26 protein-coding genes and 1 pseudogene are annotated in these 26,307 nt (G+C 69.0%); 13 read left to right on the top strand and 14 right to left on the bottom strand.

The window, feature by feature from the left end; translation table 11 throughout:
- Positions 1-13: 13 nt before the first annotated feature.
- Together CFB46_RS03630 and dapF are read right to left on the bottom strand one after the other, a co-directional pair.
- Positions 14-739: a DUF484 family protein gene (locus CFB46_RS03630; protein ID WP_027785728.1), complete on the bottom strand. Its 726-nt coding sequence runs from the start codon at positions 737-739 to the stop codon at positions 14-16.
- Between the two features lie 37 nt (positions 740-776).
- On the bottom strand, positions 777-1,646 hold the full coding sequence (gene dapF, locus CFB46_RS03625) for a diaminopimelate epimerase (RefSeq protein WP_027785727.1): 870 nt from the start codon (positions 1,644-1,646) through the stop codon (positions 777-779).
- 417 nt (positions 1,647-2,063) lie between these two features.
- Between dapF and CFB46_RS03620 the strand changes: the two are divergent.
- Positions 2,064-2,339: pseudogene (locus CFB46_RS03620) on the top strand (type II toxin-antitoxin system RelE/ParE family toxin); the annotation flags it as partial.
- A 16-nt stretch (positions 2,340-2,355) separates the two neighbouring features.
- Positions 2,356-2,664 carry a HigA family addiction module antitoxin gene (locus tag CFB46_RS03615; RefSeq protein ID WP_027785726.1) on the top strand — a complete coding sequence of 103 codons (309 nt, stop codon included), beginning with the start codon at positions 2,356-2,358 and terminating at the stop codon, positions 2,662-2,664.
- Positions 2,665-2,692: 28 nt separating this feature from the next.
- Here CFB46_RS03615 and lpxL read toward each other — a convergent pair whose 3' ends face one another.
- Positions 2,693-3,577: a lauroyl acyltransferase LpxL gene (gene lpxL / locus CFB46_RS03610; RefSeq protein WP_027785725.1), complete on the bottom strand. Its 885-nt coding sequence runs from the start codon at positions 3,575-3,577 to the stop codon at positions 2,693-2,695.
- 265 nt (positions 3,578-3,842) lie between these two features.
- Between lpxL and metK the strand changes: the two genes are divergently transcribed.
- Positions 3,843-5,030 (top strand): methionine adenosyltransferase, encoded by a 1,188-nt coding sequence (metK, locus tag CFB46_RS03605; RefSeq protein ID WP_006482984.1) that lies wholly within the window; start codon positions 3,843-3,845, stop codon positions 5,028-5,030.
- A 110-nt stretch (positions 5,031-5,140) separates the two neighbouring features.
- On the opposite strand, the gene CFB46_RS03600 is transcribed toward metK, so the two are convergent.
- Positions 5,141-5,482, bottom strand: a complete 342-nt coding sequence (locus CFB46_RS03600; RefSeq protein WP_027785724.1) for a hypothetical protein — start codon at positions 5,480-5,482, stop codon at positions 5,141-5,143.
- 352 nt (positions 5,483-5,834) lie between these two features.
- Between CFB46_RS03600 and CFB46_RS03595 the strand changes: the two genes are divergently transcribed.
- The gene (locus tag CFB46_RS03595; RefSeq protein ID WP_027785723.1) at positions 5,835-6,608 is read left to right on the top strand and encodes a phytanoyl-CoA dioxygenase family protein; all 774 of its coding nucleotides are present in this window, start codon (positions 5,835-5,837) and stop codon (positions 6,606-6,608) included.
- 161 nt (positions 6,609-6,769) lie between these two features.
- Here the strand turns inward: CFB46_RS03595 and CFB46_RS03590 are convergent, their stop codons facing one another.
- On the bottom strand, positions 6,770-6,976 hold the full coding sequence (locus tag CFB46_RS03590; RefSeq protein ID WP_027785722.1) for a DUF3185 family protein: 207 nt from the start codon (positions 6,974-6,976) through the stop codon (positions 6,770-6,772).
- 193 nt (positions 6,977-7,169) lie between these two features.
- On the opposite strand from CFB46_RS03590, the gene mgrA reads away from it, so the two are divergent.
- Positions 7,170-8,213 (top strand): L-glyceraldehyde 3-phosphate reductase, encoded by a 1,044-nt coding sequence (mgrA, locus tag CFB46_RS03585; RefSeq protein WP_027785721.1) that lies wholly within the window; start codon positions 7,170-7,172, stop codon positions 8,211-8,213.
- A 107-nt stretch (positions 8,214-8,320) separates the two neighbouring features.
- Here mgrA and CFB46_RS03580 read toward each other — a convergent pair whose 3' ends face one another.
- Positions 8,321-8,506 (bottom strand): hypothetical protein, encoded by a 186-nt coding sequence (locus tag CFB46_RS03580; protein ID WP_006482800.1) that lies wholly within the window; start codon positions 8,504-8,506, stop codon positions 8,321-8,323.
- Between the two features lie 353 nt (positions 8,507-8,859).
- Positions 8,860-9,750: a DMT family transporter gene (locus CFB46_RS03575; protein ID WP_027785720.1), complete on the bottom strand. Its 891-nt coding sequence runs from the start codon at positions 9,748-9,750 to the stop codon at positions 8,860-8,862.
- 819 nt (positions 9,751-10,569) lie between these two features.
- Here CFB46_RS03575 and CFB46_RS03565 point away from each other — a divergent pair.
- Both CFB46_RS03565 and CFB46_RS03560 read left to right on the top strand, forming a co-directional pair.
- Positions 10,570-10,782 (top strand): hypothetical protein, encoded by a 213-nt coding sequence (locus CFB46_RS03565; RefSeq protein ID WP_027785719.1) that lies wholly within the window; start codon positions 10,570-10,572, stop codon positions 10,780-10,782.
- A gap of 56 nt (positions 10,783-10,838) precedes the next feature.
- Complete coding sequence (locus CFB46_RS03560; RefSeq protein WP_089499278.1) at positions 10,839-11,861, top strand: serine/threonine protein kinase; 1,023 nt, start codon at positions 10,839-10,841, stop codon at positions 11,859-11,861.
- Positions 11,862-11,936: 75 nt separating this feature from the next.
- On the opposite strand, the gene CFB46_RS03555 is transcribed toward CFB46_RS03560, so the two are convergent.
- Positions 11,937-13,379, bottom strand: coding sequence for a coniferyl aldehyde dehydrogenase (locus tag CFB46_RS03555; protein ID WP_027785717.1), 1,443 nt, complete (start codon positions 13,377-13,379; stop codon positions 11,937-11,939).
- A gap of 725 nt (positions 13,380-14,104) precedes the next feature.
- Here CFB46_RS03555 and CFB46_RS03540 point away from each other — a divergent pair.
- Complete coding sequence (locus CFB46_RS03540) at positions 14,105-15,745, top strand: GMC family oxidoreductase (RefSeq protein WP_027785715.1); 1,641 nt, start codon at positions 14,105-14,107, stop codon at positions 15,743-15,745.
- A gap of 27 nt (positions 15,746-15,772) precedes the next feature.
- On the opposite strand, the gene CFB46_RS03535 is transcribed toward CFB46_RS03540, so the two are convergent.
- From CFB46_RS03535 to fliF, 6 genes are read right to left on the bottom strand one after another with little or no spacing between them, the layout of a single operon-like run.
- The gene (locus CFB46_RS03535) at positions 15,773-17,143 is read right to left on the bottom strand and encodes a flagellar hook-length control protein FliK (RefSeq protein WP_027785714.1); all 1,371 of its coding nucleotides are present in this window, start codon (positions 17,141-17,143) and stop codon (positions 15,773-15,775) included.
- Between the two features lie 31 nt (positions 17,144-17,174).
- Entirely contained in the window at positions 17,175-17,633 is a 459-nt protein-coding gene (gene fliJ / locus CFB46_RS03530; protein WP_011546447.1) for a flagellar export protein FliJ, read from the bottom strand.
- 5 nt (positions 17,634-17,638) lie between these two features.
- A complete protein-coding gene (fliI, locus tag CFB46_RS03525) occupies positions 17,639-19,138 on the bottom strand; it encodes a flagellar protein export ATPase FliI (RefSeq protein WP_152777888.1) in 1,500 nt (499 codons plus the stop codon).
- Positions 19,139-19,170: 32 nt separating this feature from the next.
- Positions 19,171-19,854, bottom strand: coding sequence for a flagellar assembly protein FliH (gene fliH, locus CFB46_RS03520; protein WP_027785712.1), 684 nt, complete (start codon positions 19,852-19,854; stop codon positions 19,171-19,173).
- Positions 19,847-20,842 carry a flagellar motor switch protein FliG gene (gene fliG / locus CFB46_RS03515; RefSeq protein ID WP_027785711.1) on the bottom strand — a complete coding sequence of 332 codons (996 nt, stop codon included), beginning with the start codon at positions 20,840-20,842 and terminating at the stop codon, positions 19,847-19,849. The genes fliH and fliG overlap by 8 nt, the downstream gene beginning before the upstream one ends.
- Positions 20,832-22,595 carry a flagellar basal-body MS-ring/collar protein FliF gene (fliF, locus tag CFB46_RS03510; RefSeq protein ID WP_089499277.1) on the bottom strand — a complete coding sequence of 588 codons (1,764 nt, stop codon included), beginning with the start codon at positions 22,593-22,595 and terminating at the stop codon, positions 20,832-20,834. The genes fliG and fliF overlap by 11 nt, the downstream gene beginning before the upstream one ends.
- A gap of 248 nt (positions 22,596-22,843) precedes the next feature.
- Here fliF and fliE point away from each other — a divergent pair, with 248 nt between their 5' ends.
- From fliE to CFB46_RS03480, 5 genes are all read left to right on the top strand, one after another.
- Positions 22,844-23,188, top strand: coding sequence for a flagellar hook-basal body complex protein FliE (gene fliE, locus CFB46_RS03500; protein WP_006486991.1), 345 nt, complete (start codon positions 22,844-22,846; stop codon positions 23,186-23,188).
- A gap of 272 nt (positions 23,189-23,460) precedes the next feature.
- Complete coding sequence (gene fliS / locus CFB46_RS03495) at positions 23,461-23,895, top strand: flagellar export chaperone FliS (protein WP_006486995.1); 435 nt, start codon at positions 23,461-23,463, stop codon at positions 23,893-23,895.
- Complete coding sequence (locus CFB46_RS03490; RefSeq protein WP_027785709.1) at positions 23,892-24,224, top strand: flagellar protein FliT; 333 nt, start codon at positions 23,892-23,894, stop codon at positions 24,222-24,224. Before fliS ends, CFB46_RS03490 begins: the two co-directional genes overlap by 4 nt.
- Before the next feature lie 162 nt (positions 24,225-24,386).
- Entirely contained in the window at positions 24,387-25,739 is a 1,353-nt protein-coding gene (fliK, locus tag CFB46_RS03485) for a flagellar hook-length control protein FliK (protein WP_089499276.1), read from the top strand.
- Positions 25,736-26,053: an EscU/YscU/HrcU family type III secretion system export apparatus switch protein gene (locus CFB46_RS03480; protein WP_027785707.1), complete on the top strand. Its 318-nt coding sequence runs from the start codon at positions 25,736-25,738 to the stop codon at positions 26,051-26,053. The genes fliK and CFB46_RS03480 overlap by 4 nt, the downstream gene beginning before the upstream one ends.
- The last annotated feature ends 254 nt before the right edge of the window (positions 26,054-26,307 follow it).

The following is a 26,307-nucleotide window of genomic DNA, read 5'->3' as shown; positions in this document are numbered from 1 at the left end:
CGCGTGCGGCGGATCAGTGCGGCAGCAGGCGCGTGAGCGCGGCGCTCGCGAGCGTCGCGATCTGCGCGAGGAAGTCGGTGGCCATCCCGTCGTGGAAGCGGCGCGCGTCCGGCGAGCCGAGCACCAGCAGGCCGAACGCGGGCGCGTCGGTGCCGGCGAGCGGTGCACGCAGCGCGAGCAGCGCGATCGACGCGGCCGAGCCGTCGCCGGCCGGGGCGGCTTCGGCGCCTTCCGCCGCGCTCGCGGCCGGGGCGGCGAGGGCGGGCGCGAGCCACTGGGCGGCCTCGAAGCCCGTGTTCGCGCCGCAGTACGGCGTCGACAGGCCGTTCGTGAACAGGCGCACTTCCTCGCCGACCTGGCGTGCGAAGTCGGCTTGCGCGTAGGTGTCGGCCACATCCCACACGCGCAGCGCGGTTTGCGGGACGTCGAACACCTCGGCGATGCCGTCGGCGATCGTGCGCGGCAGCGCGTACGGATCGCGTTCCGCGATCACGCGCGCGGTCCAGCGGCTGAATTTCGCGGACAGGCTGTCGTTCTCGTGGCCGTAGCGCACGAGCTCGGCAAGGCGGCGTTCGAGGTGCTTGTTCTTGTCGCGCAGCATCTCCATCTGCCGTTCCTGCAGCGAGATCGCGGCCTTGCCGTGCGGGTTCGCGAGACGGATCGTCGCGAGCAGCTCGGCGTGCTGCGCGAAGAATTCGGGATTGGCGAGCAGGTAGTCGGCGACTTCGCGATCGTTCATGTGGCTGGAGCGTTCAGTTATCAAGGACGTTGCAGGGTCAGGCGTTCAGGTCGATCTCGCCTTCGAACACGGTCGTGGCGGGGCCGGCCATCGTCAGCGCGGCGGCTTCGTCGCGCGCGCCGTCCCAGCCGATCGTCAGCGTGCCGCCTTGCGTGTGCACGGTCACGGGCGAATCGAGCAGGCCGCGCCGGATGCCGGCCGCGACCGCCGCGCACGCACCGGTGCCGCACGCGAGCGTCTCGCCCGCGCCGCGTTCGTACACGCGCAGCTTCACTTCGCGGCGCGACACGATCTGCATGAAGCCGGCGTTCACGCGCTGCGGGAAGCGCGCATGGCGCTCGATCAGCGGGCCTTCTTCCAGTACCGGATACGCTTCGGCGTCGTCGACGACCTGCACCGCGTGCGGGTTGCCCATCGACACCGTCGAGACCCAGCGCGTCGCGCCGCCGACATCGAGCGGCCACAGCGTGTCGTTGCCGTCGGTCCGGCCATCGAGGCCCGATGCATCGAACGGCACCTGCGCCGGCGCGAACACGGGCGCGCCCATGTCGACGACGACTTCGCCGTTGTCCTGCAGCGTCAGCGTGATCAGGCCCTTCATGACCTGCACGCGCACGCTGCGCTTGTCGGTCAGGCCGCGATCACTGACGAATTTCACGAAACAGCGCGCGCCGTTGCCGCAGTGCTCGACCTCGCCACCATCGCAATTGAATATCCGGTACTTGAAATCCGCGCCGTCGACGGTCGGTTTCTCGACCAGCAGCAACTGGTCGGCGCCGATGCCGAAGTGGCGGTTGGCGAGCGCACGCACCTGCGCATCGGTGAGCGGCGGCAGCGCGCGCGAATAGCCGTCGAGCACGACGAAGTCGTTGCCCGCGCCGTGCATCTTGGTGAACGAGAGTTTCACTGGGTCCGGAATTCCATGGCGAACGAGGCGGTCGGCACGACATGAACGGCCGGCGGCCATGCCGGGGCGGCCTCGTTCGTCGTGCTGATCTCAGCCGTAAATGATACATGCAGCCGACAGGAGCGTCCTGCGCGGGCCGGTGTTTCGCGTCGCCAGTGCAGACGGGATGGGCGGTATCTGTCGATCGGTCGACTGGTCGCGTCAGTGGCGAGGGACAAATTGATGCGGTGTGGCGGGCGTTGTCGCAGCGCAGGCGAGGCTTGGCGATGCGTGTCCGATGCACGGTGAGAGCACGGGACGACCCGGATGAGCGTTTTCGTACGGGTCAAATTGACAAGATGATCAAGCGATTCGTATAGTCTGGCTATACGCCAGTGGGCCATGCCGACGACATCGCGACTTGAGTATGGGAGGTCCATGATCAAGTCATGGCAGCACAAGAGGCTGGAAGCGTTTTTCATGAACGGGAGCAAGGCGGGCATCCTGCCGGGCCATGCTCCGAGACTGCGGCGCCAGCGTGCCCGTCTCGATGTGGCGAGCCGGCCGTTCGACATGAACGTGCCGGGCTGGCGCTTCCACGGTCTTGCCGGCGGGCTGGACGGTTACTACGCGGTGAGCGTGAGCGGTAACTGGCGCCTGACGTTCAGGTTCGACGGCTCCGACGTCGTCCTGGTGAATTACCAGGATTACCACCGAGGTGATTCAAGCCATGACACGCATCTTCAATCCGCCCCATCCGGGCGAAGCGCTGCGCGATGACGTGCTGCCGGCGCTCGGCCTGACCGTCACCGAGGCCGCCGCGCAGCTCGGCGTGACGCGCGCGGCGCTGTCGCGGATCCTGCACGGCCATGCCGGCATCTCGCCGGAAATGGCGCTGCGTCTCGAAGCGTGGCTGGGCGAGGACCGCGGCGGCCGTGCGGATCTATGGCTCGCGCAGCAGATGGCATTCGATCTCTGGCAGGCGCGCGCGAAAGGCGCGCCGAAGGTGGCGAGAGCGAGAGCGCAGGCGCGCGCATGACGCGCCGGCGGGGTTTCGTCCGGCAGGGTCAGTACAGGCTCGGCTCGCCGGGCGGGCGCGTCTTGAAGCGCTTGTGCACCCAGTAATACTGCTCGGGCATCAGCGGAATCTGTTCCTCGAGGAATTCGTTCATCCGCCGCGCGTCGAGATCGTCGTCGCCGGTCGGGTAGTGATCCCACGGCTTGAATACCTTCAGACGGTAGCCCTTGTAGTTCGGCAGCACTTCGCCGATGAACGGCACGACCTGCGCGCGGCCCGTCTTCGCGAGCCGGCCGACGGCCGTCAGCGTGCAGGCCGGCACGCCGAAGAACGGGACGAACGTCGAGTTGCGCAGCCCGTAGTCCATGTCGGCGCCGAGCATCACCGGCTTGCGGTCGCGCAGCCAGCGCAGCACGACGCGCGCGCTGTCCGCGCGGCCGACCATCTCGGCGTCGAAGCGCCCGCGCGCCTTCTTCGCCTCTTCCTCGAGCACCGCGTTCGAGAACGGCTGGTACAGCGATCCGCAACGGCGCTGCAGCGACCGGTTGAGCCAGATCGAACCGGCTTCGATGCCGACGAAGTGCAGGCCGAGGAACAGCGTCGGCGGCAGGTCGGGATCGGTGAGATCGACCGCGCTGTCGACCTGGATCAGTTTCGCGAGCTTTTCCTCCGAGCCGAACCACTGCACGCTGCGCTCGACGTAGCTGCGGATCGCATGGCGGAAGTGCTGCCCCGCCACTTCCTCGCGCCGCTCGTCGCTCCAGTCGGGGAAGCAGAGTTTCAGATTCGTATGTACGATGCGCTTTCGCCGGCTGGGGATCTGATACAGCAGCCAGCCGAGGCCATCGCCGAACCGTGCGGTCAGACCGTACGGCAGCAGGGCGAGCAGCTTCAGCAAGCCGATGGCGAGGTGCGTGCCGAGGCGGCCTAGCATGCGGAAGCTCCGTAGGGCCGGCTGGCCGGCACGTTGCGAACAGGGTGGTGAGACAGCGGAAGATGCAGCACGGGCGGCGCTCTGTGACAATTCAGGAAAGCCGCTATAATACGGGCTTCGCCGAGTTAACTGACAACTTGCGGGGCGAAGCCGGCTGGCGCAACACACGCTGCCCGGTCCTGGTAATCCGCTAAAGCGTCGCCGCTTCAGGCCCAACGAAGCTGGCTACGTGAAACCAACCGTAACCACACAGGAGCCTGAAAAAGTGGCAAACGATTATCTCTTCACGTCCGAATCCGTCTCCGAAGGCCATCCGGACAAAGTCGCGGACCAAATCTCGGACGCGATTCTCGACGCCATCCTCGAGCAGGACAAATACTCGCGCGTTGCGGCGGAAACGCTGTGCAACACGGGTCTCGTCGTGCTGGCCGGTGAAATCACCACGACGGCCAACATCGATTACATCCAGATCGCGCGCGATACGATCAAGCGCATCGGCTACGACAACACCGACTACGGCATCGACTACAAGGGTTGCGCGGTGCTCGTCGCGTACGACAAGCAGTCGCCGGACATCGCGCAGGGCGTCGATCGTGCACACGACGACAACCTCGATCAAGGCGCGGGCGACCAGGGCCTGATGTTCGGCTATGCGTGCGACGAAACGCCGGAACTGATGCCGCTGCCGATCTACCTGTCGCACCGCCTCGTCGAGCGCCAGGCCAGCCTGCGCCGCGACGGCCGCCTGCAATGGCTGCGTCCGGACGCGAAGTCGCAGGTGACGGTCCGCTATGTCGACGGCAAGCCCGATTCGATCGACACCGTCGTGCTGTCGACGCAGCACGCACCGGACATCGAACTGCCCGCGCTGCGCGAAGCGGTGATCGAGGAAATCATCAAGCCGACGCTGCCGGCCGACCTGATCAAGGGCGACATCAAGTTCCTCGTGAACCCGACCGGCCGGTTCGTGATCGGCGGCCCGCAGGGCGATTGCGGCCTGACCGGCCGCAAGATCATCGTCGATACCTACGGCGGTGCCGCACCGCACGGCGGCGGCGCGTTCTCGGGCAAGGATCCGTCGAAGGTTGACCGTTCGGCTGCCTATGCCGGCCGCTACGTCGCGAAGAACATCGTCGCCGCCGGCCTCGCGTCGCGCGCGCTGATCCAGGTGTCGTACGCGATCGGCGTCGCCGAGCCGACCTCGGTGATGGTCAACACGTTCGGCACGGGCCGCGTGTCGGATGCGGTGATCACGAAGCTCGTGCGCGAGCATTTCGACCTGCGTCCGAAGGGCATCATCAAGATGCTCGACCTGCTGCGCCCGATCTACGAGAAGACCGCGGCTTACGGCCACTTCGGCCGCGAAGAGCCGGAGTTCTCGTGGGAAGCGACCGACAAGGCGCTCGCGCTGGCCGAAGCGGCCGGCGTGGAGCCGACGGCACGCGTCGCGTAAGCGTCGTTCGCCCGAAATGAAAAACCCCGGCAAGGCCGGGTTTTTTTTATGGGTTTCGATCGCCGAAGCAATGGCGACAATTGAGCGGGCAATGCCCGCCGGGCACTCGGTCAGCGCGCGCTGAACCCGAACCAGCCGGCGCTCGCCGCGAGGCGGCGCGGGCGGTTGATGCGGCGCTGCGGGCCGAGCGTGCGACGCAGTGCGAGCGCGCGCAGCGACGACGGCTTCTGCAGCAGCGAGCGCAGGCCGGCGCGGCGCGCGAACGCCTGCGCGCTCATCATCGAGAAAAATGCGTGGAACCACGCACGGATGCCGTCCAGCCGGCTGTGCGTGTGCGTACGCTCGGCCAGTGCCTGCGTGCGTGCGCGGTGATGGCGCAGCGAGCGGGCGGGAGCGGACGGCACGACGCGCTTCGCAGCGCGGTTGAAACGGGAAGTCAGACGGAATGGCATGTGAACGATGCTTCGCTTGTATGGGTGGCGCCCTGGAGAGCGCACTGGTATGAACGGCCTCGGATGGCGCAACGGATCTTACCGAAACCCGCTGCGCGCCGCGCCCGCCAGAATTGACAGGCCGCGTCAGGCTACAGGGGATTCATGACGGGCAAAAGTCGCGATAAACCCTTGTGCCGCAAGGCGTGTGCCGCATACCGCCTGTCGCTGAGGCAGGTGCCGCGTCGCACAGTTCCCTTGCGCTGGATCAAATCCGCGATTGGCATGCCCCTGCGCACGACAATGGCGCTGTTCGCGGTATCCGGCGCCGATTTACAATCGTCACATTCACACAATAAACGTCTGGCATCCCATGTCGTCTCCATTGCAGTCGGAATCGATCCGCGCGCAAGTCGCGGAATTGCGCGAGCGCGGCTTCGTCGTCGCGCGTGGCCTCGTCGGCGAGGAGCAGTGCGCAACGCTCAGGCAGATCGCGGAGCGCCAGTTGCGGGAGGCCGCCGAGCCGATCGAGTTCGAGGCCGACCTGCGCTACCCGGGCGCGCCCGAGTCGAAGCATGCGCCGGGCGGGCATACGGTGCGGCGGCTGCTCGATGCGTATTCGCGCGATCCGGCGTTTGCCGAGCGCGCGATCGCGCCTGAAATCGGCGCGTGGATGCGCGAGTATTTCGGCGAGAAGCCCGTGCTGTCGCGCGCGCATCACAACTGCATGATGACGAAGCACCCGGCGTACGGCAGCCTGACCGGCTGGCATCGCGATTTCCGCTACTGGGCGTTCGAGCGCCCGGACATGGTGTCGGTATGGCTCGCCCTCGGGCCGGAAACCAACGAGAACGGCGCGCTGTGGCTCGTGCCGGGTTCGCATACGGCCGAATTCGGGCCGGAAGCGTTCGACGATGCGAAGTTCTTCCGCGGCGATCTGCCGGAAAACCGCAGGATGATCGACGCGGCCACGTGCCCGTCGCTGCAGACGGGCGACGTCGTGTTCTTCCATAGCAACACGCTGCATTCGGCGGGGCAGAACCGTTCCGATCAGGTGAAGTTCTCGCTCGTGTACACGTATCACGGCGCAAGCAACCGGCCGGTGCCCGGCACACGCTCGGCGTCGAAGCCGGAAGTGCAGTTCTAGGCGTGGATCGGGGCGGCGGGCGTTGCCGCCGCCGCGATCACACGATCACGCGATGCGGCGCATCGCGGGCGAATGAAGCAACGGGCGGCGCGGCCGCCCGTTTCGTCTGGTGCGGCCCGCGCGCACGAGGCGGCCCGTGCGCGCGTCGCGATGCGCGGCGATCAGCGCTTGCTGCCCGGCATCGCGAGGCCGATCAGGCCGACGAACGACGCGACGGCGCCGCCGACGATCAGCAGGATCGTCTTCGTCGCGGGCGAGCCGGTGAAGAAGCGCGACACGTCGTCGTTGATCGAATGGAACGACTGGCCGCCGAAATACAGCAGCACGATGCCGCCGACGAGCAGTGCAACCGAGATGACCCGGGACATACCAACCTCGCTGAAACGGTGATTCGAGACGCCGCAGTGTAGGCGACGGCCGCGGTCGCGTCCATCGCCGTGCCGCCGTGCGTGATCCGGCCGCTTTCGCTACCATAGTCGTCGTATGACTCCTTCGCCGCCGTCGCGTCATGTGCGCGGCCGGCGCGCGTCCCTTTCCCCGATGTCCTGACGGAACAGACTCATGGCCTACGAAGCAGCTTCCGAACGTTATGCCGGCATGCAATACCGCACCTGCGGCAAATCCGGGCTCAAACTGCCCGCCCTGTCGCTGGGTCTGTGGCACAACTTCGGCGACTCGACGCCGATCTCGACGCAGCGCGAGATCCTGCGCACCGCGTTCGACCTCGGCATCAACCACTTCGACCTCGCGAACAACTACGGGCCGCCGTACGGCAGCGCCGAAATCAATTTCGGCCGGCTGCTGAAGGAGGATTTCCGGCCGTATCGCGACGAGCTGCTGATCTCGACGAAGGCCGGCTGGGACATGTGGCCGGGGCCGTACGGCAGCGGCGGCGGATCGCGCAAGTACGTGCTCGCGAGTCTCGACCAGAGCCTGCAGCGCATGGGGCTCGACTACGTCGACATCTTCTATTCGCACCGTTTCGACGCGCACACGCCGCTCGAGGAAACGGCGGGCGCACTGGCGTCGGCCGTGCAGCAGGGCAAGGCGCTCTACATCGGCATCTCGTCGTATTCGGCCGCGAAGACGCGTGAGATGGCCGAGCTGCTCGCGCAATACAAGGTGCCGCTGCTGATTCACCAGCCTTCGTACAACATGCTGAACCGCTGGATCGAGAGCGACCTGCTCGGCACGCTCGACGACGTCGGCGCGGGCAGCATCGCGTTCACGCCGCTCGCGCAGGGCTTGCTGACGTCGAAGTACCTGAATGGCGTGCCGGCCGACGCGCGCGTGAACAAGCCGGGCGGTGGCTCGCTGAAGCAGGATCATCTGAGCGCGGACAACCTCGAGCATGTGCGCAAGCTCAACGCGATCGCCGAACGGCGCGGGCAGAGCCTGGCGCAGATGGCGCTGGCGTGGGTGCTGCGTAACGGTCGCGTGACGTCCGCGCTGATCGGCGCGAGCCGCGCGGAGCAGGTGCGCGAGAACGTCGGTGCGTTGAAGAACCTCGAATTCTCGGCGGAGGAACTCGCGGAGATCGATCGTTACGCGACGGAAGGCGGCATCAATCTGTGGGAAAAGCCGTCCACCGATCAGGCGATCTGACCGGAAGTCGATACGGCATGCGAAACATCGCGTGCCGTATCGCAGCTCGCGGGCAATCAGTCGCTTCGCCGCGGTGCAGCGAAGCGCGTCAAGCACGGGTGAGCGCGCTAGATCAGCGCAGGCAAGCCTTCAACGAGCAACACCGCGACACCGACGCCGAGAATGACGCCGAGCACGCGCAGCAGGTTGTGACGGAATTGGGTCGCGCACGGCACCGCGCCGAGAAATAGCGCTCCGGCCAGCGCCATCGGAATCAACAGGATGAAGTCGCCGATCGTGAAATAGGTGGTCATGCGTGTCTCCAGTGTCGGCCGAGGTGCGCGCTTCAACGCTTGCCTGGGCTTCATCCCTCGCGGGAGGTCGGCCGAAGTCGGCACGCGTGCGCTCACCCCGGTCCCATGCCGGGTGTTTGTAGTGTGGTCCGGCCCGTTGCGTGCAGGCCGGTCCATTCGAGTATAGGCAACCGGCGGCGTTTTTCGCTATCCGAACCATTAAAAATCAGTGGAAAGCCTCGAGAAGCGCGCGGTTTTCGTACAAGCAAGACGAACGCCTTGCATGAATCTTTCCCGTTCCTTTCGATTGCCGCGGAATCGTCGTATGTGTCCGATACGGGCCGCCGCATCCGCGGGCGCGGCGGCCCGCGCGCTTACGCACGGTCGGGTTGCGGGCGTGCGGCCGGCGCGCGGAACACGAGCGCGAGCCCGGCGATGATCGCGCCCATGCCGGCGAGCGCGAGCGGCTCGGGCCGGTTGCCGAGCCACACGGCATCCATCAGCGTGGTGACGACGGGCACGAGATAGAACAGGCTCGTCACGTTGACGAGATCGCCGCGCTGCATCAACCGGTAGAACAGCAGTTGCGCGATCACCGAAATCACGATGCCGAGCCACAGCAGCGGCACGACGAACGCCCAGCTCGTGTCGAACGACACTGGCCGGAACGGCACGATCGCGACGCACAGCGCGAGGCCGATCGCATTCTGCAGCGGCAGCACGTCGGCGGGCGCCGCGCGTACGCGCTTTTGCAGCAGCGAGCCGACGGTCAGCGCGACGAGCGCCGTGAGCGCGCACGCGATGCCGGCAGCCGACAGGCCGCCCGTCCCGCCGCTCACGCCACGGCCGACAACGAGCGCGAGGCCGGTGAGCGACAGCGCGAGCCCCGCGATGCGCACCGGCTGCCAGTGACGACGCTCGACGATCGCGAGCGTGAGGATCGGCTGCACGCCGAGGATCGTCGCGAGCACGCCGGGTGCGATGCCGCGCTCGAGCGCGAGCAGGTAGAAGATCGAATAGCCGCCCATCATCAGCAAGCCGGTCAGCGCGGCCATGCGCCGCTCGCCGCGCGGCGGCAGCCAGCGTTTGCGCACGAACGCCAGCGCGAGCAGCACGAGCGATGCGAGCGCGAAACGGGCAGTGAGAAAGGCGAACGCGGATGCGTGACGCAGACCGAGTTCAGCGAAGATCGCGCCGCTGCTCCACAGCAGAACGAAGAGCGACGTCGCGCCATGCGCGGCAAGCGCGCGTTTGAACGAAACCATGTGAATCCACCTGTCGAACGGATCGAAACGTTCCATTCGCGCGCGGCAACGTGCCGTGCGTCATGACGCACGCATCGATAGCCGACGGCGCGAATGGAAGACGAAAACGGAAGCCGGCCAGTCAGCCGGCGCGTGCCGCCGGCGGGGGCGGCGCAGCGCAGACGAGCGGCGGTGCGACAGGAGGAGGAAGGACCGACGGATGCACGCACGCCTGCGGCCGCGAGTCGAACTGCGGCCGGGATCTGGCGAGGGCGGACGTGAGCGGATACATCGTGTCGGAATGCGATTGAACGCGAATGAAAGCCTAAGGTACAGCAAGGCAACCGTCGAGTGCAACTCCTGTCGGCGGCTGCCTGTCGCGAGCGATGGGCTGCGTCGATGCAGGCCGACACCGATGCGTCGGCCGCTGCGCACGCAAGCATTCGACGAACGGTGAAAAGCGATCGGCATGCGATGCGCGCGACGTGATGTGGGCGCCGATCGCGGCGCGTGTGCCGACGATCCCGCACGGAAGAAGCGAAGCGGTACGCGCGTTGCGTCGATCACGTGCGCGCGGCGGCGCCGGGCGGTTTCGGCGGGCAGTCACATTCGACAGGGTATGATGGGGGAAGCCGGGCGGGCAAGTGCGTGCCCGGCGCAGTGGTTGATTGGAGACATTCGACGAATTCGCGGCGCTTCGCCTGCTTCTTCTTCTTTTCGCGCTTCGATAAACCGTGAACAATGGGATCACGCGCAACGCTCCGCCGAGAGCGGCGCGGATCGCGCATTTGCCGGCTCGCCAGCGGGCCGGGTTTCAAGATTCAAGAGTGGGGAACCATCATGCATATCGGGTCGATCGTCTGCACTACCCATATCGCGGTGCCGAAGGGCGCGCGCGGCATCGTCCAGCGCATCCTGGGCGACATGGCCATGGTGACCTGGTACGAGGGCGTGCCGGGTGAGTCGAAAGAACTCAACACCGAGCCGTTCTTTCTGGAGGATCTGATCGACACCGGCGAATCCGTCCTGCCGGCCGGCGCGGCGCTTCACTAAGCACACATCGCATCGGACGCTCGTCTTTCGGTCCGGCTGGCGGCACAATGCGGGGCATGACAGACGCCACTTCCGCTCCCGCTTCTCCCGCCAGCCCGCCGTTCGCCGGCCTCACGCCCGAATGCGTGCTCGACGCGCTCGACAGCGTGCTGATGCCGGTCGGCCTGCGCACCGACGGGCGACTGCTCGCCCTCAACAGCTACGAAAACCGCGTCTACCAGGTCGGTATCGAAGACGGCCCGCCGGTCGTCGCGAAGTTCTATCGGCCCGCGCGCTGGTCGGACGACGCGATTCTCGAAGAACATGCGTTCGTCGCCGAACTCGCCGCGCGCGAGATTCCGGCGGTGCCCGCGCGATCGTTCGACGGCCGCACGCTGCACGCGTTCGACGGTTTCCGCTTCTCGATCTTCGAGCGGCGTGGCGGCCGCGCCCCCGATCTCGACCGCAGCGACACGCTCGAATGGCTCGGCCGCTTCATCGGCCGCATTCATGCGGTCGGCGCGACGCAGCCGTATGTCGCACGTCCCGTGCTCGACATCCATACGTTCGGCTACGAGCCGCGCGACTATCTGCTCGCGCACGATTTCATTCCGGATGACGTAAGACCGGCATACGCGACCGCGGTCGCGCTCGCCCTCGAAGGCGTCGAGGCCGCGTTCGAGCGCGCGGGAGAGATTCGTCTGCTGCGCACGCACGGCGACTGTCATCCGAGCAACGTGCTGTGGACCGATGCCGGCCCGCATTTCGTCGACTTCGACGACAGCCGGATGGCGCCGGCCGTCCAGGATCTGTGGCTCCTGCTGCCGGGCGATCGCGAAGGCGCGTCGCGCGCGCTGGCGGACCTGCTTGCCGGCTACGAGGATTTCTGCGAATTCGAGCCGCGCGAGCTGCATCTGGTCGAGGCGCTGCGCACGCTGCGGCTGATCCATTACGCGGCGTGGCTCGCGCGGCGCTGGGACGACCCCGCGTTTCCGGCCGCCTTCCCGTGGTTCAACACGCATCGTTACTGGGAAGCGCGCGTGCTCGAATTGCGCGAGCAGATCGGCGCGATGCAGGAAGGGCCGCTCTGGCCGGTGTGACGGCCGCGTGCGCGGCATCGACGCCGCGCGGCAGGCGCGCAAGGGCCGCGACGCGACGCGCGCGGCCCGGCCGGCTCAGAACTTCAGCATCAGCTTGATCAGCGCGGCGAAGCGCTTGCCGTACGGCGGCGCGAGCAGGTTGCGTGCGTTCAGCCGTGCCTGCGTGAGCACCGGCTTCATCTTCGAGAACGTCACGAAGCCGTCGTAGCCGTGATACGCGCCCATGCCGCTCGCACCGACGCCGCCGAACGGCAAACTGCCGCACGCGATGTGCATCAGCGTTTCGTTGATCGATACGCCGCCCGAGACCGTTTCGCGCATCACGCGGTCGATCGTGCCGCGATCCTCGTCGAACAGGTACAACGCGAGCGGACGCGGGCGCGCATTGACGTACGCGATCGCCTCGTCGATCCGCTCGTACGGCACGAGCGGCAGCAGCGGCCCGAAGATCTCTTCCTGCATCAGCGGCGACGCGGCCGGCGCGTGCGTGACCGCGCACGGCACGAAGCGGCGCGACGCGGGATCGGACTGCGCGTCGGACAGCGGATGCAGCTGCGCGCCGGCCGCCTGCGCGTCGCTCGCGAGTTGCTGCAGGCGTGCGTAGTGACGCGGCGACACGATCGTCGTGTAGTCGCCGTTGGCCGACAGGTCCGGATACAGCTTCGCGAAGCGGGTCCGCGCGCGCTCGATGAACGCGCCTTCCATTCCGCGCGGCAGCAGCACGTAGTCGGGCGCGATGCAGGTCTGGCCGGCGTTCAGCGTCTTGCCGGCGACGATCGCGTCGACGGCCGCGTCGAAGCGCGCATTCGGGCCGACGATCGCCGGCGACTTGCCGCCGAGTTCGAGCGTGACGGGCGTGAGGTGGTCGGCGGCCGCGCGCATCACGTGGCGGCCGACGTGCGTCGAGCCGGTGAACAGCAGATGATCGAACGGCAGCGCGCTGAACGCGGCGCCGACCTCTGCGTCGCCGTTCACGACCGCGACGTGGTCGCGCGCGAAGGTCTTGCCGATGAGCTGCTCGAACAGCGCCGACGTGCGCGGCGTCAGTTCGGACATCTTGACGATCGCACGGTTGCCGGCGGCGAGCGCGCAGATCAGCGGGCCCGCCGCGAGCAGCACCGGGTAGTTCCACGGCACGACGATGCCGACCACGCCGAGCGGCTGCGGAATCACCTTCGCGCGCGCCGGACGCAGCCACTTGTTCATCGGCTTGCGGATCGGCTTCATCCAGCGCTTGCCGTGCTTCAGCGCATCGTCGATCTCTTCCTTCGCCATCCAGATTTCCGACAGCAGCACTTCCTGTTTCGCGCGATGGCCGAAATCGGCGCTGATCGCGTCGGCGAGCGCATCCGCGTGATCGATCAGCATCGTGCGCAGCGCGCGCAGGTGCTGCGCACGCGTGTCCCATGCGGGGTACGGCGCGCGCAGGTACGCCGCGCGCTGGTCGTGCAGCAGCGACGTCAGCGTGTCGACCGACGGCAGTGCTTGAGGGGCCAGTTCGGGCAGGTCGTTCTTCATGTCGTCTCCTCCAGTTGGGCCTGGCTGATCGGCCGGCCGTCACGCCGCACGCGCACGCTCGGCGAGCGCGGCGACGCGGATCGGGTGATGCGTGTCGCACGGCACGGGGCCGGATGCGACGGGTATTCGAAAACCGGTTGCGGCACGCGGCAGGCGTCGTATCCGCGCGACGGTGCCCGCGTCCGAAAATCGTGCCGCACGGCCTGCGCACACGACTCGATACGGTGACGAGCGGGCACGCGATGCCGCCTTGCGATCGTCTGCCGATACGCCGCGGCAGGGCAGTGCGATGCGTATGCGACGGCGGGTCGCCGCGCATCGTGCGTCGGCGCCGACACACCGTCCAAACGGTCGGCGACGACACGCGTCGTTCGATTTCGACCGACCGCGCGCATGACGCCGTGCATCGTCGCGCGGGCCGCCGTTTGAAATGAAATGCGGGCCGCGCGCGTGGCCTGCGGATCACCCGGTCGGCACGCGGCCTGCAGAATCCGGCGCTGCATCGTCGTTCCTCCCGTTTCGCGACGAATCGGCTTCTCGTGGCCGGTGCATCGCGCGAAGCGCATCGGTACATCTTAAATTTAGTTCACGCGGGCGTTTAGAGGAATCGCTCTTGAATCCGCGCGCCGCGCACGCGACGGCCATTCCTACAATGCCCGAACACAAGAGGAGACGCGGTCGCGCGGCGGTGCCGGGCGCCTTCCATGACACGACGGAGACGTGACATGCAATACGACTACATCATCGTCGGCGGCGGTTCGGGCGGATCGAGCCTCGCCGGCCGTCTCGCCGATGCCTGCCCCGATGCGACGATCGCGCTGATCGAGGCCGGCTCGCATACGGAGCGCAACCTGCTCGTCAACATGCCGGTCGGCATCGCGGCGCTGGTGCCGTTCAAGCTCGGCACCAACTACGGCTACGAGACGGTGCCGCAGCCGGGCCTCGGCGGGCGGCGCGGTTACCAGCCGCGCGGGCGCGGGATGGGCGGTTCGAGCGCGATCAACGCGATGATCTACACGCGCGGCCACCCGGGCGACTACGACGAGTGGGCGCGGCTCGGCGCGACGGGCTGGGGCTGGCAGGACGTGCTGCCGTATTTCCGCCGCGCGGAAGGCAACGCACGCGGCGCCGACGCGTGGCACGGCGCGGACGGCCCGCTGTCGGTGTCGGATCTGCGCTTTCGCAATCCGTTCTCCGAACGATTCATCCAGGCCGCGCACGCGGCCGGCTATCCGCTGAACGACGACTTCAACGGCGCGACGCAGGAAGGCGTCGGCTTCTATCAGGTCACGCATCGCGACGGCTCGCGCTGCAGCGTGGCGCGCGCGTACATCTACGGCCGCGACCGGCCGAACCTGCACGTGATCACCGATGCGACGGTGCTGCGCGTCGGGTTCGACGGCAAGCGCGCGGTCGGCGTCGTCGTATCGCGCAACGGGCGGGTCGAGACTTTCGGCGCGCGTGCGGAAGTGATTCTGTCGGCCGGCGCGTTCAATTCGCCGCAACTGCTGATGTGCTCGGGGATCGGCCCGGCAGAGCAATTGCGCCGGCACGGGATCGCGGTCGTGCAGGATGCGCCGGACGTCGGCACGAACCTGATCGACCACATCGACTTCATCATCAACACGCGCGTGAATTCGTCCGAGCTGGTCGGCGTGTGCCTGCGCGGCATCGCGAAAATGACGCCGGCGCTCGCGCGCTATTTCTCGAGCCGCACGGGGATGATGACGAGCAACGTCGCGGAGGCCGGCGGCTTCATCAAGAGCGATCCGTCGCTCGAGCGGCCCGACCTGCAACTGCATTTCTGCACGGCGCTCGTCGACGATCACAACCGCAAGATGCACTGGGGCTTCGGCTATTCGCTGCACGTGTGCGCATTGCGGCCGTTCAGTCGCGGCACGGTGGCGCTCGCGAGCGGCGATGCGCGCGACGCGCCGCTGATCGATCCGCGCTTCTTCAGCGATTCACGCGACCTCGACCTGCTGGTGCGCGGCACGCAGGCGATGCGGCGCATCCTGTCGCAGGCGCCGCTCGCGTCGCAGGGCGGGCGCGAGCTGTACACGCGGCCGGACCAGAGCGAAGCGGAGCTGCGCGCGACGATCGTCGCGCATGCGGACACGATCTATCACCCGGTCGGCACCTGCCGGATGGGCAGCGATGCGCGCGCGGTCGTCGATCCGCAACTGCGCGTGCGCGGCGTCGACGGGCTGCGCGTGGTGGATGCGTCGGTGATGCCGACGCTGATCGGCGGGAACACGAATGCGCCGTCGGTGATGATCGGCGAACGCGCGGCCGACTTCATCGTCGCGGCGCGCCGGGGCAGCGTGCCGCGCGGCGAGGCGGCTGCCGTGGTGCACGGCCGCTAGGCGGCGCGCGCACGGCGGCGGCCATGCTCAGGCAAACGTATCGACGAGGCCGGCGCGGCTCGCGCGCACGGCGACCGGTGCGGATTGCGCGGCGTCGGCCGGTGCATCGACGGCTGACGGTCCGCCGTTCCCGCGTCGCGACGACTGGCCGCCGGCGAAGGTCTGCTGCGGGTTGGGCTGCTGTTGCGAGGCGAGGCCGCCGTCGCTGACGGTCGCGCTGCCGAGCCCGAGCCCGCCCGCTTCCATCGCCTCGCGCAGCTTCGGCAGCGCGGCTTCGACCGCGTCGCGCACCTGGGCGTGCTGCGACACGAACAGCGCGTGCGCGTGATTGTCCGCGACGCGCAGCACGACCTGCAGCGGCCCGAGATCGGGCGGGTTGAGCGTCAGCTCGGCGCTCTGCTGGTGCGCATTCGACAGGAACACCACTTTCTGGCTCAGTGCATCCGTCCAGTCGGCCGTGCCGACGTGCGGCGCGAGCACGTGCGCGTTGGCGGCGGCGATCGCGCCGGCGGCCGGCGACAGTTGCAGGTTCGCCTGCGCGGCGGCGGCGGCCGTTGCGCCGGCCGCGAGCGTCGCGCTGGCGGCCGGGTCCGTCGCGTTGCTGGCCGCCGTGAGCGCGTGCTGGGTGCCGGACTGCGCGTTCGCGTCGGCCTGCAGCGCTTGCGGGGTGACCTGAGCCGGCGTCTGCTGGGTGGCGAGCGCGCCTTTCGCGTCGGCGAGCGTGCGGTCGAACGTCGGCACTTTCGGCGTCAGCGGCGCGGCGGCATTCGAGGCGGTCGCCGTCGCCGTCGTGGCTGCGGCCGCGGGTGTGGCCGCGGCCGTGCCGCTCGCCGGCATCGCGATCGCGCCCGCGCCGCCCGTCAGCTTGGCGAGCGCGGCTTGCAGCGCGTCGCGGCTCGATGCCGGGTCGCTCGGTTGGGCGGCCGCGTCCTGGGTTGCATGGGTGGCGAGCATGGCCGTGGCGTCCGGCTGGCCGGATACGGCCGTCTTTTGCGTCGTGGCGGCAGCGGCAGCGGCGGTCGCTGCGTCAGCGGGCGGCGTTTGGTCCACGCGCGCCTGCAGTTGCGCCTGCACGGCGGCGGCGGCCGCGAGCGCGGCGGCATCGGGGTTGGCGGTGGCGGTCGCGGCCGTATCGTCGGTCGCGTCGTCGTCGTTCGTGCCGGACGCCTTTGCACCGGCTGCCGGCTTCGACGAAACCTGTTTGGCCGGCACGTCCGGTGTACCGGCGTTGGCCGTATCGCCGCGCGTGGCGACGCTTTGCTTCAGCGTCTGCGCGAACGGCACGGCGCTCGCGGCGGCCGACGCATCGTTGGCGGCGGACGCACCCGAGCCGCGGGCGGCCTTGAGTGCGGCGCCGGCGGTGTCGAGCAGCGCACCGAGCAGGGGGAGGGGAGGCATGACGGTTCTCTCGTTCGAATGCGGTGGTCGGTTACGACGAGCGGGCCGCGTCGGCCCGCATGCGCAGGATCTTCGCGGCGTGTTCGTCGGCGTCGCGCTGTTCGCGCCGGGCGTCGCGCTGCGCTTCCTGCGCGACGCCGCGCGCCTGCAGGATTTCATACGAGCCGACGGTACGTTTCTTCTGCTGCCAGTTCGGGCGCGCCTCGTCGATGCGGACTTCGGCCGCGGCGAGCACGGTGCGCTGCTGCGCGATCGCCGCATCGAGCGTGTCGATGAACGCCTGGAAATTGCGCCAGTTGCCGGCCGGCATCCCGCTCTGCGCGGATTGCGCGAAGCGCGCGTGATATTCGTCGCGATAGCGCAGCAGGGCGTCGAGCTGTTCGGCCGCCGCGGTGCGGTCGCGCTGCGCGGTGCCGAGCTGCTTCGCGGCCGAATCGAGGTCTTCCTGCGCGCGGTCGAGCAGCAACTGAAGGGGAAAGCCGTGGGCCATCGGGATCAGCCTCCGTAAGCGTCGAACAGCGCATCGAGCGCGGTGAGGCTCGATGCGAACGGCGCGCATTCGCGAAAGCCCTGCTGCAGGAACGCCTCGATGCGCGGGTAGAGCGCGATCGCGCGGTCGAGCTGGGCGTCGCGGCCGGGTGCGTAGGCGCCCACCGCGATCAGGTCGCGATTGCGCTGGTAGCGCGACAGCATCTGCTTGAACTGCCGCACGTGATCGAGATGCGTTTCGTCGATCAGCGCGGTCATCGCGCGGCTGATCGACGCCTCGATGTCGATCGCGGGATAGTGGCCGGCCTCGGCGAGCGCACGCGACAGCACGATGTGGCCGTCGAGGATCGCGCGCGCCGAATCGGCGATCGGGTCCTGCTGATCGTCGCCTTCGGTCAGCACCGTGTAGAACGCGGTGATCGAGCCGCCGCCTTCGGGCCCGTTGCCGGTGCGCTCGACGAGCGCGGGCAGCTTCGCGAACACCGACGGCGGATAGCCTTTCGTCGCGGGCGGCTCGCCGATCGCCAGCGCGATCTCGCGCTGCGCCATCGCGTAGCGCGTCAGCGAATCCATCAGCAGCAGCACGTGCTTGCCCTGGTCGCGGAAATACTCGGCGAGCGACGTCGCGTACGCGGCGCCCTGCATCCGCAACAGCGGCGACACGTCGGCCGGCGCCGCGACGACGACCGAGCGCGCGAGCCCGTCCTCGCCGAGGATCTGTTCGATGAATTCCTTCACTTCGCGGCCGCGTTCGCCGATCAGGCCGATCACGATCACTTCCGCGCTCGTGTAGCGCGCCATCGTGCCGAGCAGCACCGACTTGCCGACGCCGGAGCCGGCGAACAGGCCCATCCGCTGGCCGCGGCCGACGGTGAGCAGCGCGTTGATCGCGCGCACGCCGACGTCGAGCACGTGGTGGATCGGCTCGCGATCGAGCGGGTTGATCGACGGCGCCGACAGCGGCGCGTCGACTTTCGACGCGAGCGGGCCGAGGCCGTCGAGCGGGCGGCCCGACGCGTCGACGACGCGCCCGAGCATTTCCCAGCCGACCGGCAGCCGCTTCGCGCCCGCGAGCGGATCGGTGACGGGCGCGCTTTCGCGCGGCCACACGCGTGCGCCGGGCAGGACGCCGGCGACGTCGGTGGTCGGCATCAGGAACAGGCGGTCGCCGCCGAAACCGACGACTTCGGCTACCGCGTGCGGCAGCGTGCTGCCGGGCGGCAGTTCGATCGTGCATTCGGCGCCGACCGACAGGCGCAGCCCGATCGCTTCGAGCACGAGGCCGGCCGCGCGCGTGAGGCGTCCGCACGGCCGCAGCGGCAGCGCGTGGTGGCTGCGTGCGGCGAGCCCGTTCAGGTGCGTGCGCCAGTGCGCGAGATGCGGATTGTGCGGCGCGCGCGGGGCGGCGGCCGAGGCCGCTGCATGCGGCGCGGTGTCGTGGGCGGGATCGTGCGCGGCCGCCGGCCCGAACGACGCGAGCGCGAGTTCGCGTTCGAGCGGCGTCATGCCGTCGTGCGCGAGCGCGTCGGGCAAGCGCGTCACCACGTGCTCACCTTGCCGATCGCGGCGGCCACGCGCTGCCAGCGCGTGGGCAGCGTCGCGTCGACCTCGCCGGTCGCGGCATGCGCGCGGCAGCCGCCGCGCTCGATCGACGCGTCGGTGCGCACGTTCCAGCCGAGCGTGTCGAGGTCATCCTGCAGATACGCTTCGACGACGGGCAGGTCGGCCGGATTCACCGCGAGATGCGGCGCGCCGGACAGCGCGGGTTCGGCCGCGAGCACGTCGCGCACGGCGGCGACCAGCGCGGCCGGGTCGTGCTTCACGTGCTGGCGCACGACCTGCTGCGCGATGTCGAGCGCGAGTTGCGCGAGGTCGGACGCGAGATCGTGTTCGACCGCCGATACGGCTTCGCGGAACGACGCGGCGAGCGCCGCGAGCTGCGCGGCCTGTTCGCGGGCGTCGGCCTGGCCGGCCTCGAAACCCTGCTCGCGGCCCTGCTCGAAACCGGCCTGGTAGCCGAGCGCCTGGCCTTCGACGTGGCCGGCCGCATGGCCTTCGGCGTGCGCGGCGTCGCGCACGCGCTGCAGTTCCTCGGCGAGCGCGGCGGCAGCGGCCGCCGCGTCGTCGGGCGGCGGCGGGGGCGGCGGCGGGTCGAACGACGCCATCTCCCACCGCTGGTATGCGGTGAGGGTGCCCACGCGATCGCTCGCCGAATCAGACATACGCGTCTTCCGCCTTGCCGCCGATCGCGATCTGGCCGCTCTCGGCGAGGTTGCGCACGATCTGCAGGATGCGGCGCTGCTGCGTCTCGACTTCGGACACGCGCACCGGGCCGCGCGCGTCGAGATCCTCGGCGAGCAGTTCGGCCGCGCGCTGCGACATGTTCGCCAGGAACTTCTGGCGCAGCGCCGGCGGCGCACCCTTCAGCGCGACGATCAGCGTTTCCGACTCGACTTCCTTGAGCACCATCTGGATCGCGCGATCCTCGAGCTCGAGCAGGTTCTCGAACACGAACATCTGGTCGATGATCTTCTGCGCGAGATCGGCGTCGTACTGGCGCACGCTTTCGAGGACGCCTTCCTCGTGCACGCTCGTCATGAAGTTCAGGATCTCGGCCGCCGTGCGGATGCCGCCCATCGGGCTGCGCTTCAGGTTGTCGCTGCCGGACAGCAGGCCCGTCAGCACGTCGTCGAGCTCGCGCAGCGCGGCCGGCTGGATGCCGTCGAGCGTCGCGATCCGCAGCAGCACGTCGTTACGCAGCCGTTCGGTGAAGCACGACGCGATTTCGGACGCCTGGTCGCGGTCGAGGTGCACGAGGATCGTCGCGATGATCTGCGGATGCTCGTTCTTGATCAGTTCGGCCACCGCGCCCGAATCCATCCATTTCAGGCCCTCGATGCCGCTCGTGTCGCTGCCCTGCAGGATGCGGTCGATCAGCACGCCGGCCTTGTCCTCGCCGAGCGCCTTCGTCAGCACCGAGCGGATGTACTCGCTCGAATCGAGCGACAGCGCGGTGTGCTGCTCGGCTTCCTTGACGAACTCCTGCAGCACGTCCTCGACCTGCTCGCGCGTGACGTTCTTCAGCGCGGCCATCGCGGCGCCGATCTTCTGGACCTCGCGCGGCGCGAGGAACTTGAATACCTGCGCGGCCTCTTCCTCGCCGATCGACATCAGCAGCAGCGCGCTCTTGGTCAAGCCTTCAGCGTTCATCGGACACCCAGTTCTTCACGACGGTGGCGACGATCTTCGGATCCTGGCGGGCGATCGTGCGCGCGTAGTCGAGGTTGCGTTCGTAGCGGTTCTTCTCGTTTTCGAAGCCCAGCAGCAGCGGATCGACTTCCTCCGCCGCCTTTTCCGGCGCGGGCAGGCCGTCGAGCGCGAGCGCGTCGTCCGGCGCCGCGAGCGCCGGCGCGGCCGGCTCGGGCGCAGGAAACGCGCGGCGCATCGCCGGGCGCACGAACATGAAGTAGAGCGCCGCCGCGGCCGCCGCGATGCCGAGCCACTTCGCGGCTTCCTTCGCCATCGCGATCATGTCGGGCTGGCGCCACCACGGCAGGTCGGTGTACGGGTCGCTCACGGTCGAGAACGCGCTGTTCACGACGTTCACCGAGTCGCCGCGCTTCTCGTCGTAGCCCATCGCGTCCTTCACGAGCTGTTCGACCTGCGCGAGCTTCGCGGGCGGCAGCGGCTGCATCGTCACGTGGCCCTTCGCGTCGGCGATCGGCTGGTAGTTGACGACGACCGCGACCGACAGCCGCTTCACGCTGCCCATCGGCTGTTCGAGATGGCGGATCGTCTTGTCGAGCTCGTAGTTGGTCGTCTGGTCCTTGCGGTCGCTGACCGGCGTCGTCTGCGGCCCGTTCTGGCCGTTGCCGGCGACGATCGGCGCGGAAGCCGGCTGCGGCGGCGTGTTCGACAGCGCGCCCGGCACGCCCGACGCGCCGCCCTGCGCGAGTTCGGTCGCGCTGCTGGTCTGCTGGCTGCGGATCGCAGCCTGCTGCGGCGTGCCGTTCGGGCCGTAGCTTTCCGACGTCTGCTCGATCTTCGAGAAATCGAGATCCGCGCTGACCTGCGAGCGCGCGTTGCCGGCGCCGAAGATCGGCGCGAGGATCGCGTCGATGCGCTTCTGCGTGTTGTGTTCGACCTGCTGCACGTACTTGAGCTGGCTCGCGTCGAGGCCGGAGGCGGATGTGGTCTGGGTCAGCAGGTTGCCGTCCTGGTCGACGATCGTCACGTTCTTCGCCGGCATGTCGGGCACGCCGGACGACACCATCCGCGTGATCGCCTGCACCTGACCCTCGTCGAGCACGCGGCCCGGGTAGAGGTCGACGAACACCGACGCGCTCGGCGCTTCCTTGTCGCGCACGAACACCGACGGCTTCGGGATCGCGAGATGCACGCGCGCGCCGCGCACGGCATTGATCGATTCGATGGTGCGCTGCAGCTCGCCTTCGAGCGCGCGTTGGTAATTGATCTGCTCGGCGAACTGGCTGATGCCGAATTTCTGGTTGTCCATCAGCTCGAAGCCGACCGAGCCGCCCTTCGGCAGCCCCATCGCGGCGAGCTTCAGGCGCGTTTCGTGCACCTGGCTCGACGGCACGAGGATCGCGCCGCCGGCATCGGCGAACTTGTAGGGAACGTTTGCCTGCTGGAGTGCGGCAATGATCGCGCCGCCGTCGCGGTCCGACAGGTTGCTGTACAGCACGCGGTAGTCGGGCGCCCGGCTCCACAGCACGAGCGCGGTGATCGCGGCGATCGCGAACGCGACGGCGATCACGAACGGCAGCTTCGGGTTGCCCTTCATCCGCGAGATGCCGGGAATGCGTTCCGCGAAGCCGCCAAGCCCGAAGTCCGCGCCCGCGCCGCCCGCGCCCGGCAACGCGGCGGCCGCGGCGGTGGCGGGCGCCGGGCTGAGGCCCGCGCGGGCGTCTGGGTTGATCAGCGAGTTGGCCTGCGAATCCATGCGTCGAGTTTCTCCGGAGCGGGACGACTGAGCTCGCTCGGACGAGCGGGCGGACAATGACACGATGCGATTATCGTGACCCGCGGCGCACTCCGATCGACCGAAAAGAGCGGGGTTTCCCCCGTACTTTCTCGGCTTTGACGCGCGCCGCGCTGCTATCCTTTTTCGCGATCCGGCATGGTGCGCGTGGTGCGGCGCCGGCGGATCACCCGGTGCGTCCGGGTTTCTTCTCTATGTCTGGGGACAGCATGACTGCGAACGTCAGCGGAATCGGTTCGGTGTTGCAACAGATGCAGTCGATGGCCGCGCAGGCGTCCGGCGGCGTCGCGAGCCCGACGGCGGCGCTGGCCGGCTCGGGCGCGGCGACGGCCGGCACGTTCGCGAGCGCGATGAAGGCGTCGCTCGACAAGATCAGCGGCGACCAGCAGCACGCGCTCGGCGAGGCGAAGGCGTTCGAGGTCGGCGCGCCGAACATCTCGCTGAACGACGTGATGGTCGACATGCAGAAAGCCAATATCGGCTTCCAGTTCGGGCTCCAGGTCCGCAACAAGCTAGTGAGCGCTTACAACGACATCATGCAGATGTCGGTGTGAGGCGACGGGCATCCGGGGGCGCGCATCCGGCGACGGGCATCCGGGGGCGGACATCCGACGACGGGCATCCGGGGCCGGTCGGCCGACGACGGGCATCCCGGGACGGTTCGGCGCTTGCGGAACGGGGCCGGCGGGCCGACATCGCTTGCCCGACGGCAGCCCCGGCGCACCTAAAGCTTTTCAAATCCCTTCCGATAACTCGGTGAAGGCCGCGCCGTGCGACGCACGACGGCGGCTCCCGTACAGCCCAAGGCAAGTAAAAGGAGAAGCGCATGTTTTCCCCAGGACACGCTGGAGCCAGTGCGTACGCGCGTGTCGGCGTCGAGACCGGGGTGATGGGCGCCTCCCCGCACCGGCTGATCGCGATGCTGTACCAGGGCGCGCGGCAGGCGATCGCGCTGGCGCGCATGCATTTGCAGCAGGACAACGTAGCCGGGCGCGGCGAAGCGATCGGCAAGGCGATCCGGATCGTCGAGAGCGGCCTGCAGGCGTCGCTGAACCGCGACGCGGGCGGCGAGATCGCCGACCGGCTCAATGCGCTGTATGCGTATATCGGCCGGCGTTTGCTGGAAGCGAACGCGCAGGCGAGCGACGCGATGCTGGTCGAGGTCGACGGCTTGCTCGCGACGCTCGAGGAAGCATGGACGGGCATCGCCCCGGAAGTCGCGCGGATGGCCGCGCAACAGGTAGCGGAAGCATCACGATGAGTCACAAGGCCGAATACTTCGCGCGTTACGAGGCGCTCGCCGCCGTGTCGGGCCGGATGCTGTGCGCCGCGCGCGATGCCGACTGGAGCGCGTTGCCGGGGTTGCAGGCCGAATTCATGCAGCTCGTCGACGGGTTGAAGGAGGCCGATCCGGGCGTCGCGCTCGACGAATCGGATCTCGGCCGCAAGCTCGACCTGATCCGTCGCATCCTGGCCGACGACGCCGCGATCCGCGATCTCGCGAGCCCGGACGTCGCGCGGCTGTCCGCGCTGTTCGAGGCGCGGCGCTCGACCCAGGTATTGACCGATCTCTATCGCGCGCGCGGGTAGGGCCGTGTTCCGGGAGACGGGCGAGGCGCCCGGGCCCGGTGCCGCACGCGGCGCGCGCTGTTCCCGCGGGCGGCACCGGCGTGCGTGCCGCGCCCGCATTCGCAACGACGTGCAGGGTCCGCTTGCATACGGAACGGACCCGAAGGTGAGCAGGCTCCGATCATGACCGGTATCGACTCCGTTGCGGCCGCACTGCTGGCGAGCCGTCTCGACAGCCTGCTGACCGGCACCGTATCGGCGCCCGCCGGCGGCGGCGCGACCTCGCAGGTCGGCACGCCGGGCGCCGGCGCGTCGTCCCCGCCGCCGGCCGGCAGCCCGCCCGCCGCGCCGCCTGCTTCCACGCAGACCGCGCTGTCCGAGGTCGGGCGCGCGCTCGACGCGATCTCGCGCTCGGGCGGCGATGCGACGCCGGCGATCGTCGGGCGGCTGCCGCTGCTGGCCGATCCCGCCGTGCTGCTCGCCGATACGCCCGTGCCCGCGCCCGTGCCGGCTGCGTCCGGTTCCGCTGCATCTTCCACGCCGGCTTCCGCTGAAGCGTCGCCCGCCGCGGCGGTGCGCGATGCGGCCGCGCCGCCGCAGGCCGTGGCGTTGCGCGCGGCGCTCGCGCAGGCCGTGAGTGAAAGCGGCCTCTTCTACGAATCCCATCTGGCGCAGTGGCTGGCCGGCCAGCGTCCGCTCGCGGCGCTGCTGCGCGAGCCGCAGGCACGCCTCGCGACCGCGCTCGCGCCGGCCGAGCCGGAAGCCGTTCCGCACGAGCCGACCGACGTGCTCGACGAACTGCTCGCGCAGCGCCCGTCGCTGCCGGCCGCCGCACGGGCCAGCGCGCCACCGCCGGCCCAAGGCGGCGCGCCTGCGCACGATCTTGCGCAGGCCGCGCCGACGGCGGCCCGGCAGGGCGCATCGTTGCCGGCCGACCCCGCCGATCCGCTGGCGGCGCACGCCGATACGCGCTGGACGCCCGCGCGTGCCGAGCTGGCCGCCGCATCGTCCGATTCGCAGGCGTCGCCGCTCGCGACCGTGCACCCGGCCGCCGTGCCGCTCGTTCGGCAGCAGCTCGATGCGCTCGCGACCGACCAGTTTCGCTGGACCGGCGAGGCGTGGCCCGGCGCGCGGCTCGACTGGACGATCGAACCCGACGAGCCGGGCCATCGCGCACCGCGCGGCGGCGACGACGACACGGGCGACGGTATCGCGTGGCGAACGCGCCTGACGCTGACGCTGCCGTCGCTCGGTACGGTCGATGCCGAGCTGGTGCTGAACGGCGCGCAGCTCGTCGCGCGGTTGCGCGCGAACCAGACGGGCGCCGACCGTCTCGCGCGCAACGAAGCCGCGCTACGGCAGCGGCTCGAGGGATCCGGGCTCAGGGTGGGCGGGCTGTCGATCCGTGCGGTCGACGACGGGCCCGACGGCTTCGACCTGTTCGCCGCGCAGGCAGCCGCCGCCGCATACGCGCGCGGCGCGGCCGGCGGCCCCGGCGCACGGGTGCCGGGCGACGATGACGAGGCGCTGCGATGAGCATGACGTCCCGCAAGCGCGCGGCCGCGCTCGTCTACGATCCGAAAGGCGGCGATGCGGCGCCGCGCGTGGTGGCGAAGGGTTACGGGGTGCTCGCCGAGATGATCGTCGCGCGCGCGCACGACGCGGGGCTGTACGTGCATACGGCGCCGGAGATGGTGTCGCTGCTGATGCAGGTCGATCTCGACGACCGGATTCCGCCGCAGCTCTATCAGGCGGTCGCGGACCTGCTCGCGTGGCTGTACGCGCTCGATCGCACCGAGCCCGCGCCGGACGAGGCCGCGCCGCGGTTTCCGTTGCCGCCGTTGCGCTGAACGGGCTGACGTCGGGCGGCTTCTTACGAACGGCTGTCCGCGGCTTGCGGGCACCGTTTTGCCGGCATTTTTGGTCTATCGATCGTCATCGCGCTGCAAAAAGTGCATTTCGTCCGCGTTCTCGCGAACGTCGGACCTGCCGCTTCGTGCGCGGACGGATTGAGCCGGCTTTCGATTTATGTAATGATATCCATTCTCATTTTCATGCTGCCCGGGCGGCGCGCACTTCCTGCGCGCCGCCCGTCGTTTTGAAC

It is taken from the genome of Burkholderia sp. HI2761, assembly GCF_002223355.1.
GTDB lineage: Bacteria > Pseudomonadota > Gammaproteobacteria > Burkholderiales > Burkholderiaceae > Burkholderia.
The sequence above is the reverse complement of the archived record's forward strand: the minus strand, read 5'-3'. Positions and strand labels throughout refer to the sequence as shown.

Coding starts and splice junctions, on each gene's coding strand:
- CFB46_RS03560 (WP_089499278.1), top strand. CDS start 10,839: ATGACAGACGCCACTTCCGCTCCCGCTTCTCCCGCCAGCCCGCCGTTC.
- CFB46_RS03480 (WP_027785707.1), top strand. CDS start 25,736: ATGAGCATGACGTCCCGCAAGCGCGCGGCCGCGCTCGTCTACGATCCG.
- CFB46_RS03595 (WP_027785723.1), top strand. CDS start 5,835: ATGTCGTCTCCATTGCAGTCGGAATCGATCCGCGCGCAAGTCGCGGAA.
- fliI (WP_152777888.1), bottom strand. CDS start 19,138: ATGACGCCGCTCGAACGCGAACTCGCGCTCGCGTCGTTCGGGCCGGCG.
- CFB46_RS03630 (WP_027785728.1), bottom strand. CDS start 739: ATGAACGATCGCGAAGTCGCCGACTACCTGCTCGCCAATCCCGAATTC.
- CFB46_RS03540 (WP_027785715.1), top strand. CDS start 14,105: ATGCAATACGACTACATCATCGTCGGCGGCGGTTCGGGCGGATCGAGC.
- CFB46_RS03575 (WP_027785720.1), bottom strand. CDS start 9,750: ATGGTTTCGTTCAAACGCGCGCTTGCCGCGCATGGCGCGACGTCGCTC.
- CFB46_RS03600 (WP_027785724.1), bottom strand. CDS start 5,482: ATGCCATTCCGTCTGACTTCCCGTTTCAACCGCGCTGCGAAGCGCGTC.
- CFB46_RS03535 (WP_027785714.1), bottom strand. CDS start 17,143: ATGCCTCCCCTCCCCCTGCTCGGTGCGCTGCTCGACACCGCCGGCGCC.
- fliF (WP_089499277.1), bottom strand. CDS start 22,595: ATGGATTCGCAGGCCAACTCGCTGATCAACCCAGACGCCCGCGCGGGC.
- fliK (WP_089499276.1), top strand. CDS start 24,387: ATGACCGGTATCGACTCCGTTGCGGCCGCACTGCTGGCGAGCCGTCTC.
- lpxL (WP_027785725.1), bottom strand. CDS start 3,577: ATGCTAGGCCGCCTCGGCACGCACCTCGCCATCGGCTTGCTGAAGCTG.
- fliE (WP_006486991.1), top strand. CDS start 22,844: ATGACTGCGAACGTCAGCGGAATCGGTTCGGTGTTGCAACAGATGCAG.
- CFB46_RS03615 (WP_027785726.1), top strand. CDS start 2,356: ATGACACGCATCTTCAATCCGCCCCATCCGGGCGAAGCGCTGCGCGAT.
- fliH (WP_027785712.1), bottom strand. CDS start 19,854: ATGTCTGATTCGGCGAGCGATCGCGTGGGCACCCTCACCGCATACCAG.
- CFB46_RS03565 (WP_027785719.1), top strand. CDS start 10,570: ATGCATATCGGGTCGATCGTCTGCACTACCCATATCGCGGTGCCGAAG.
- fliS (WP_006486995.1), top strand. CDS start 23,461: ATGTTTTCCCCAGGACACGCTGGAGCCAGTGCGTACGCGCGTGTCGGC.
- CFB46_RS03590 (WP_027785722.1), bottom strand. CDS start 6,976: ATGTCCCGGGTCATCTCGGTTGCACTGCTCGTCGGCGGCATCGTGCTG.
- fliG (WP_027785711.1), bottom strand. CDS start 20,842: ATGAACGCTGAAGGCTTGACCAAGAGCGCGCTGCTGCTGATGTCGATC.
- fliJ (WP_011546447.1), bottom strand. CDS start 17,633: ATGGCCCACGGCTTTCCCCTTCAGTTGCTGCTCGACCGCGCGCAGGAA.
- CFB46_RS03490 (WP_027785709.1), top strand. CDS start 23,892: ATGAGTCACAAGGCCGAATACTTCGCGCGTTACGAGGCGCTCGCCGCC.
- mgrA (WP_027785721.1), top strand. CDS start 7,170: ATGGCCTACGAAGCAGCTTCCGAACGTTATGCCGGCATGCAATACCGC.
- CFB46_RS03580 (WP_006482800.1), bottom strand. CDS start 8,506: ATGACCACCTATTTCACGATCGGCGACTTCATCCTGTTGATTCCGATG.
- CFB46_RS03555 (WP_027785717.1), bottom strand. CDS start 13,379: ATGAAGAACGACCTGCCCGAACTGGCCCCTCAAGCACTGCCGTCGGTC.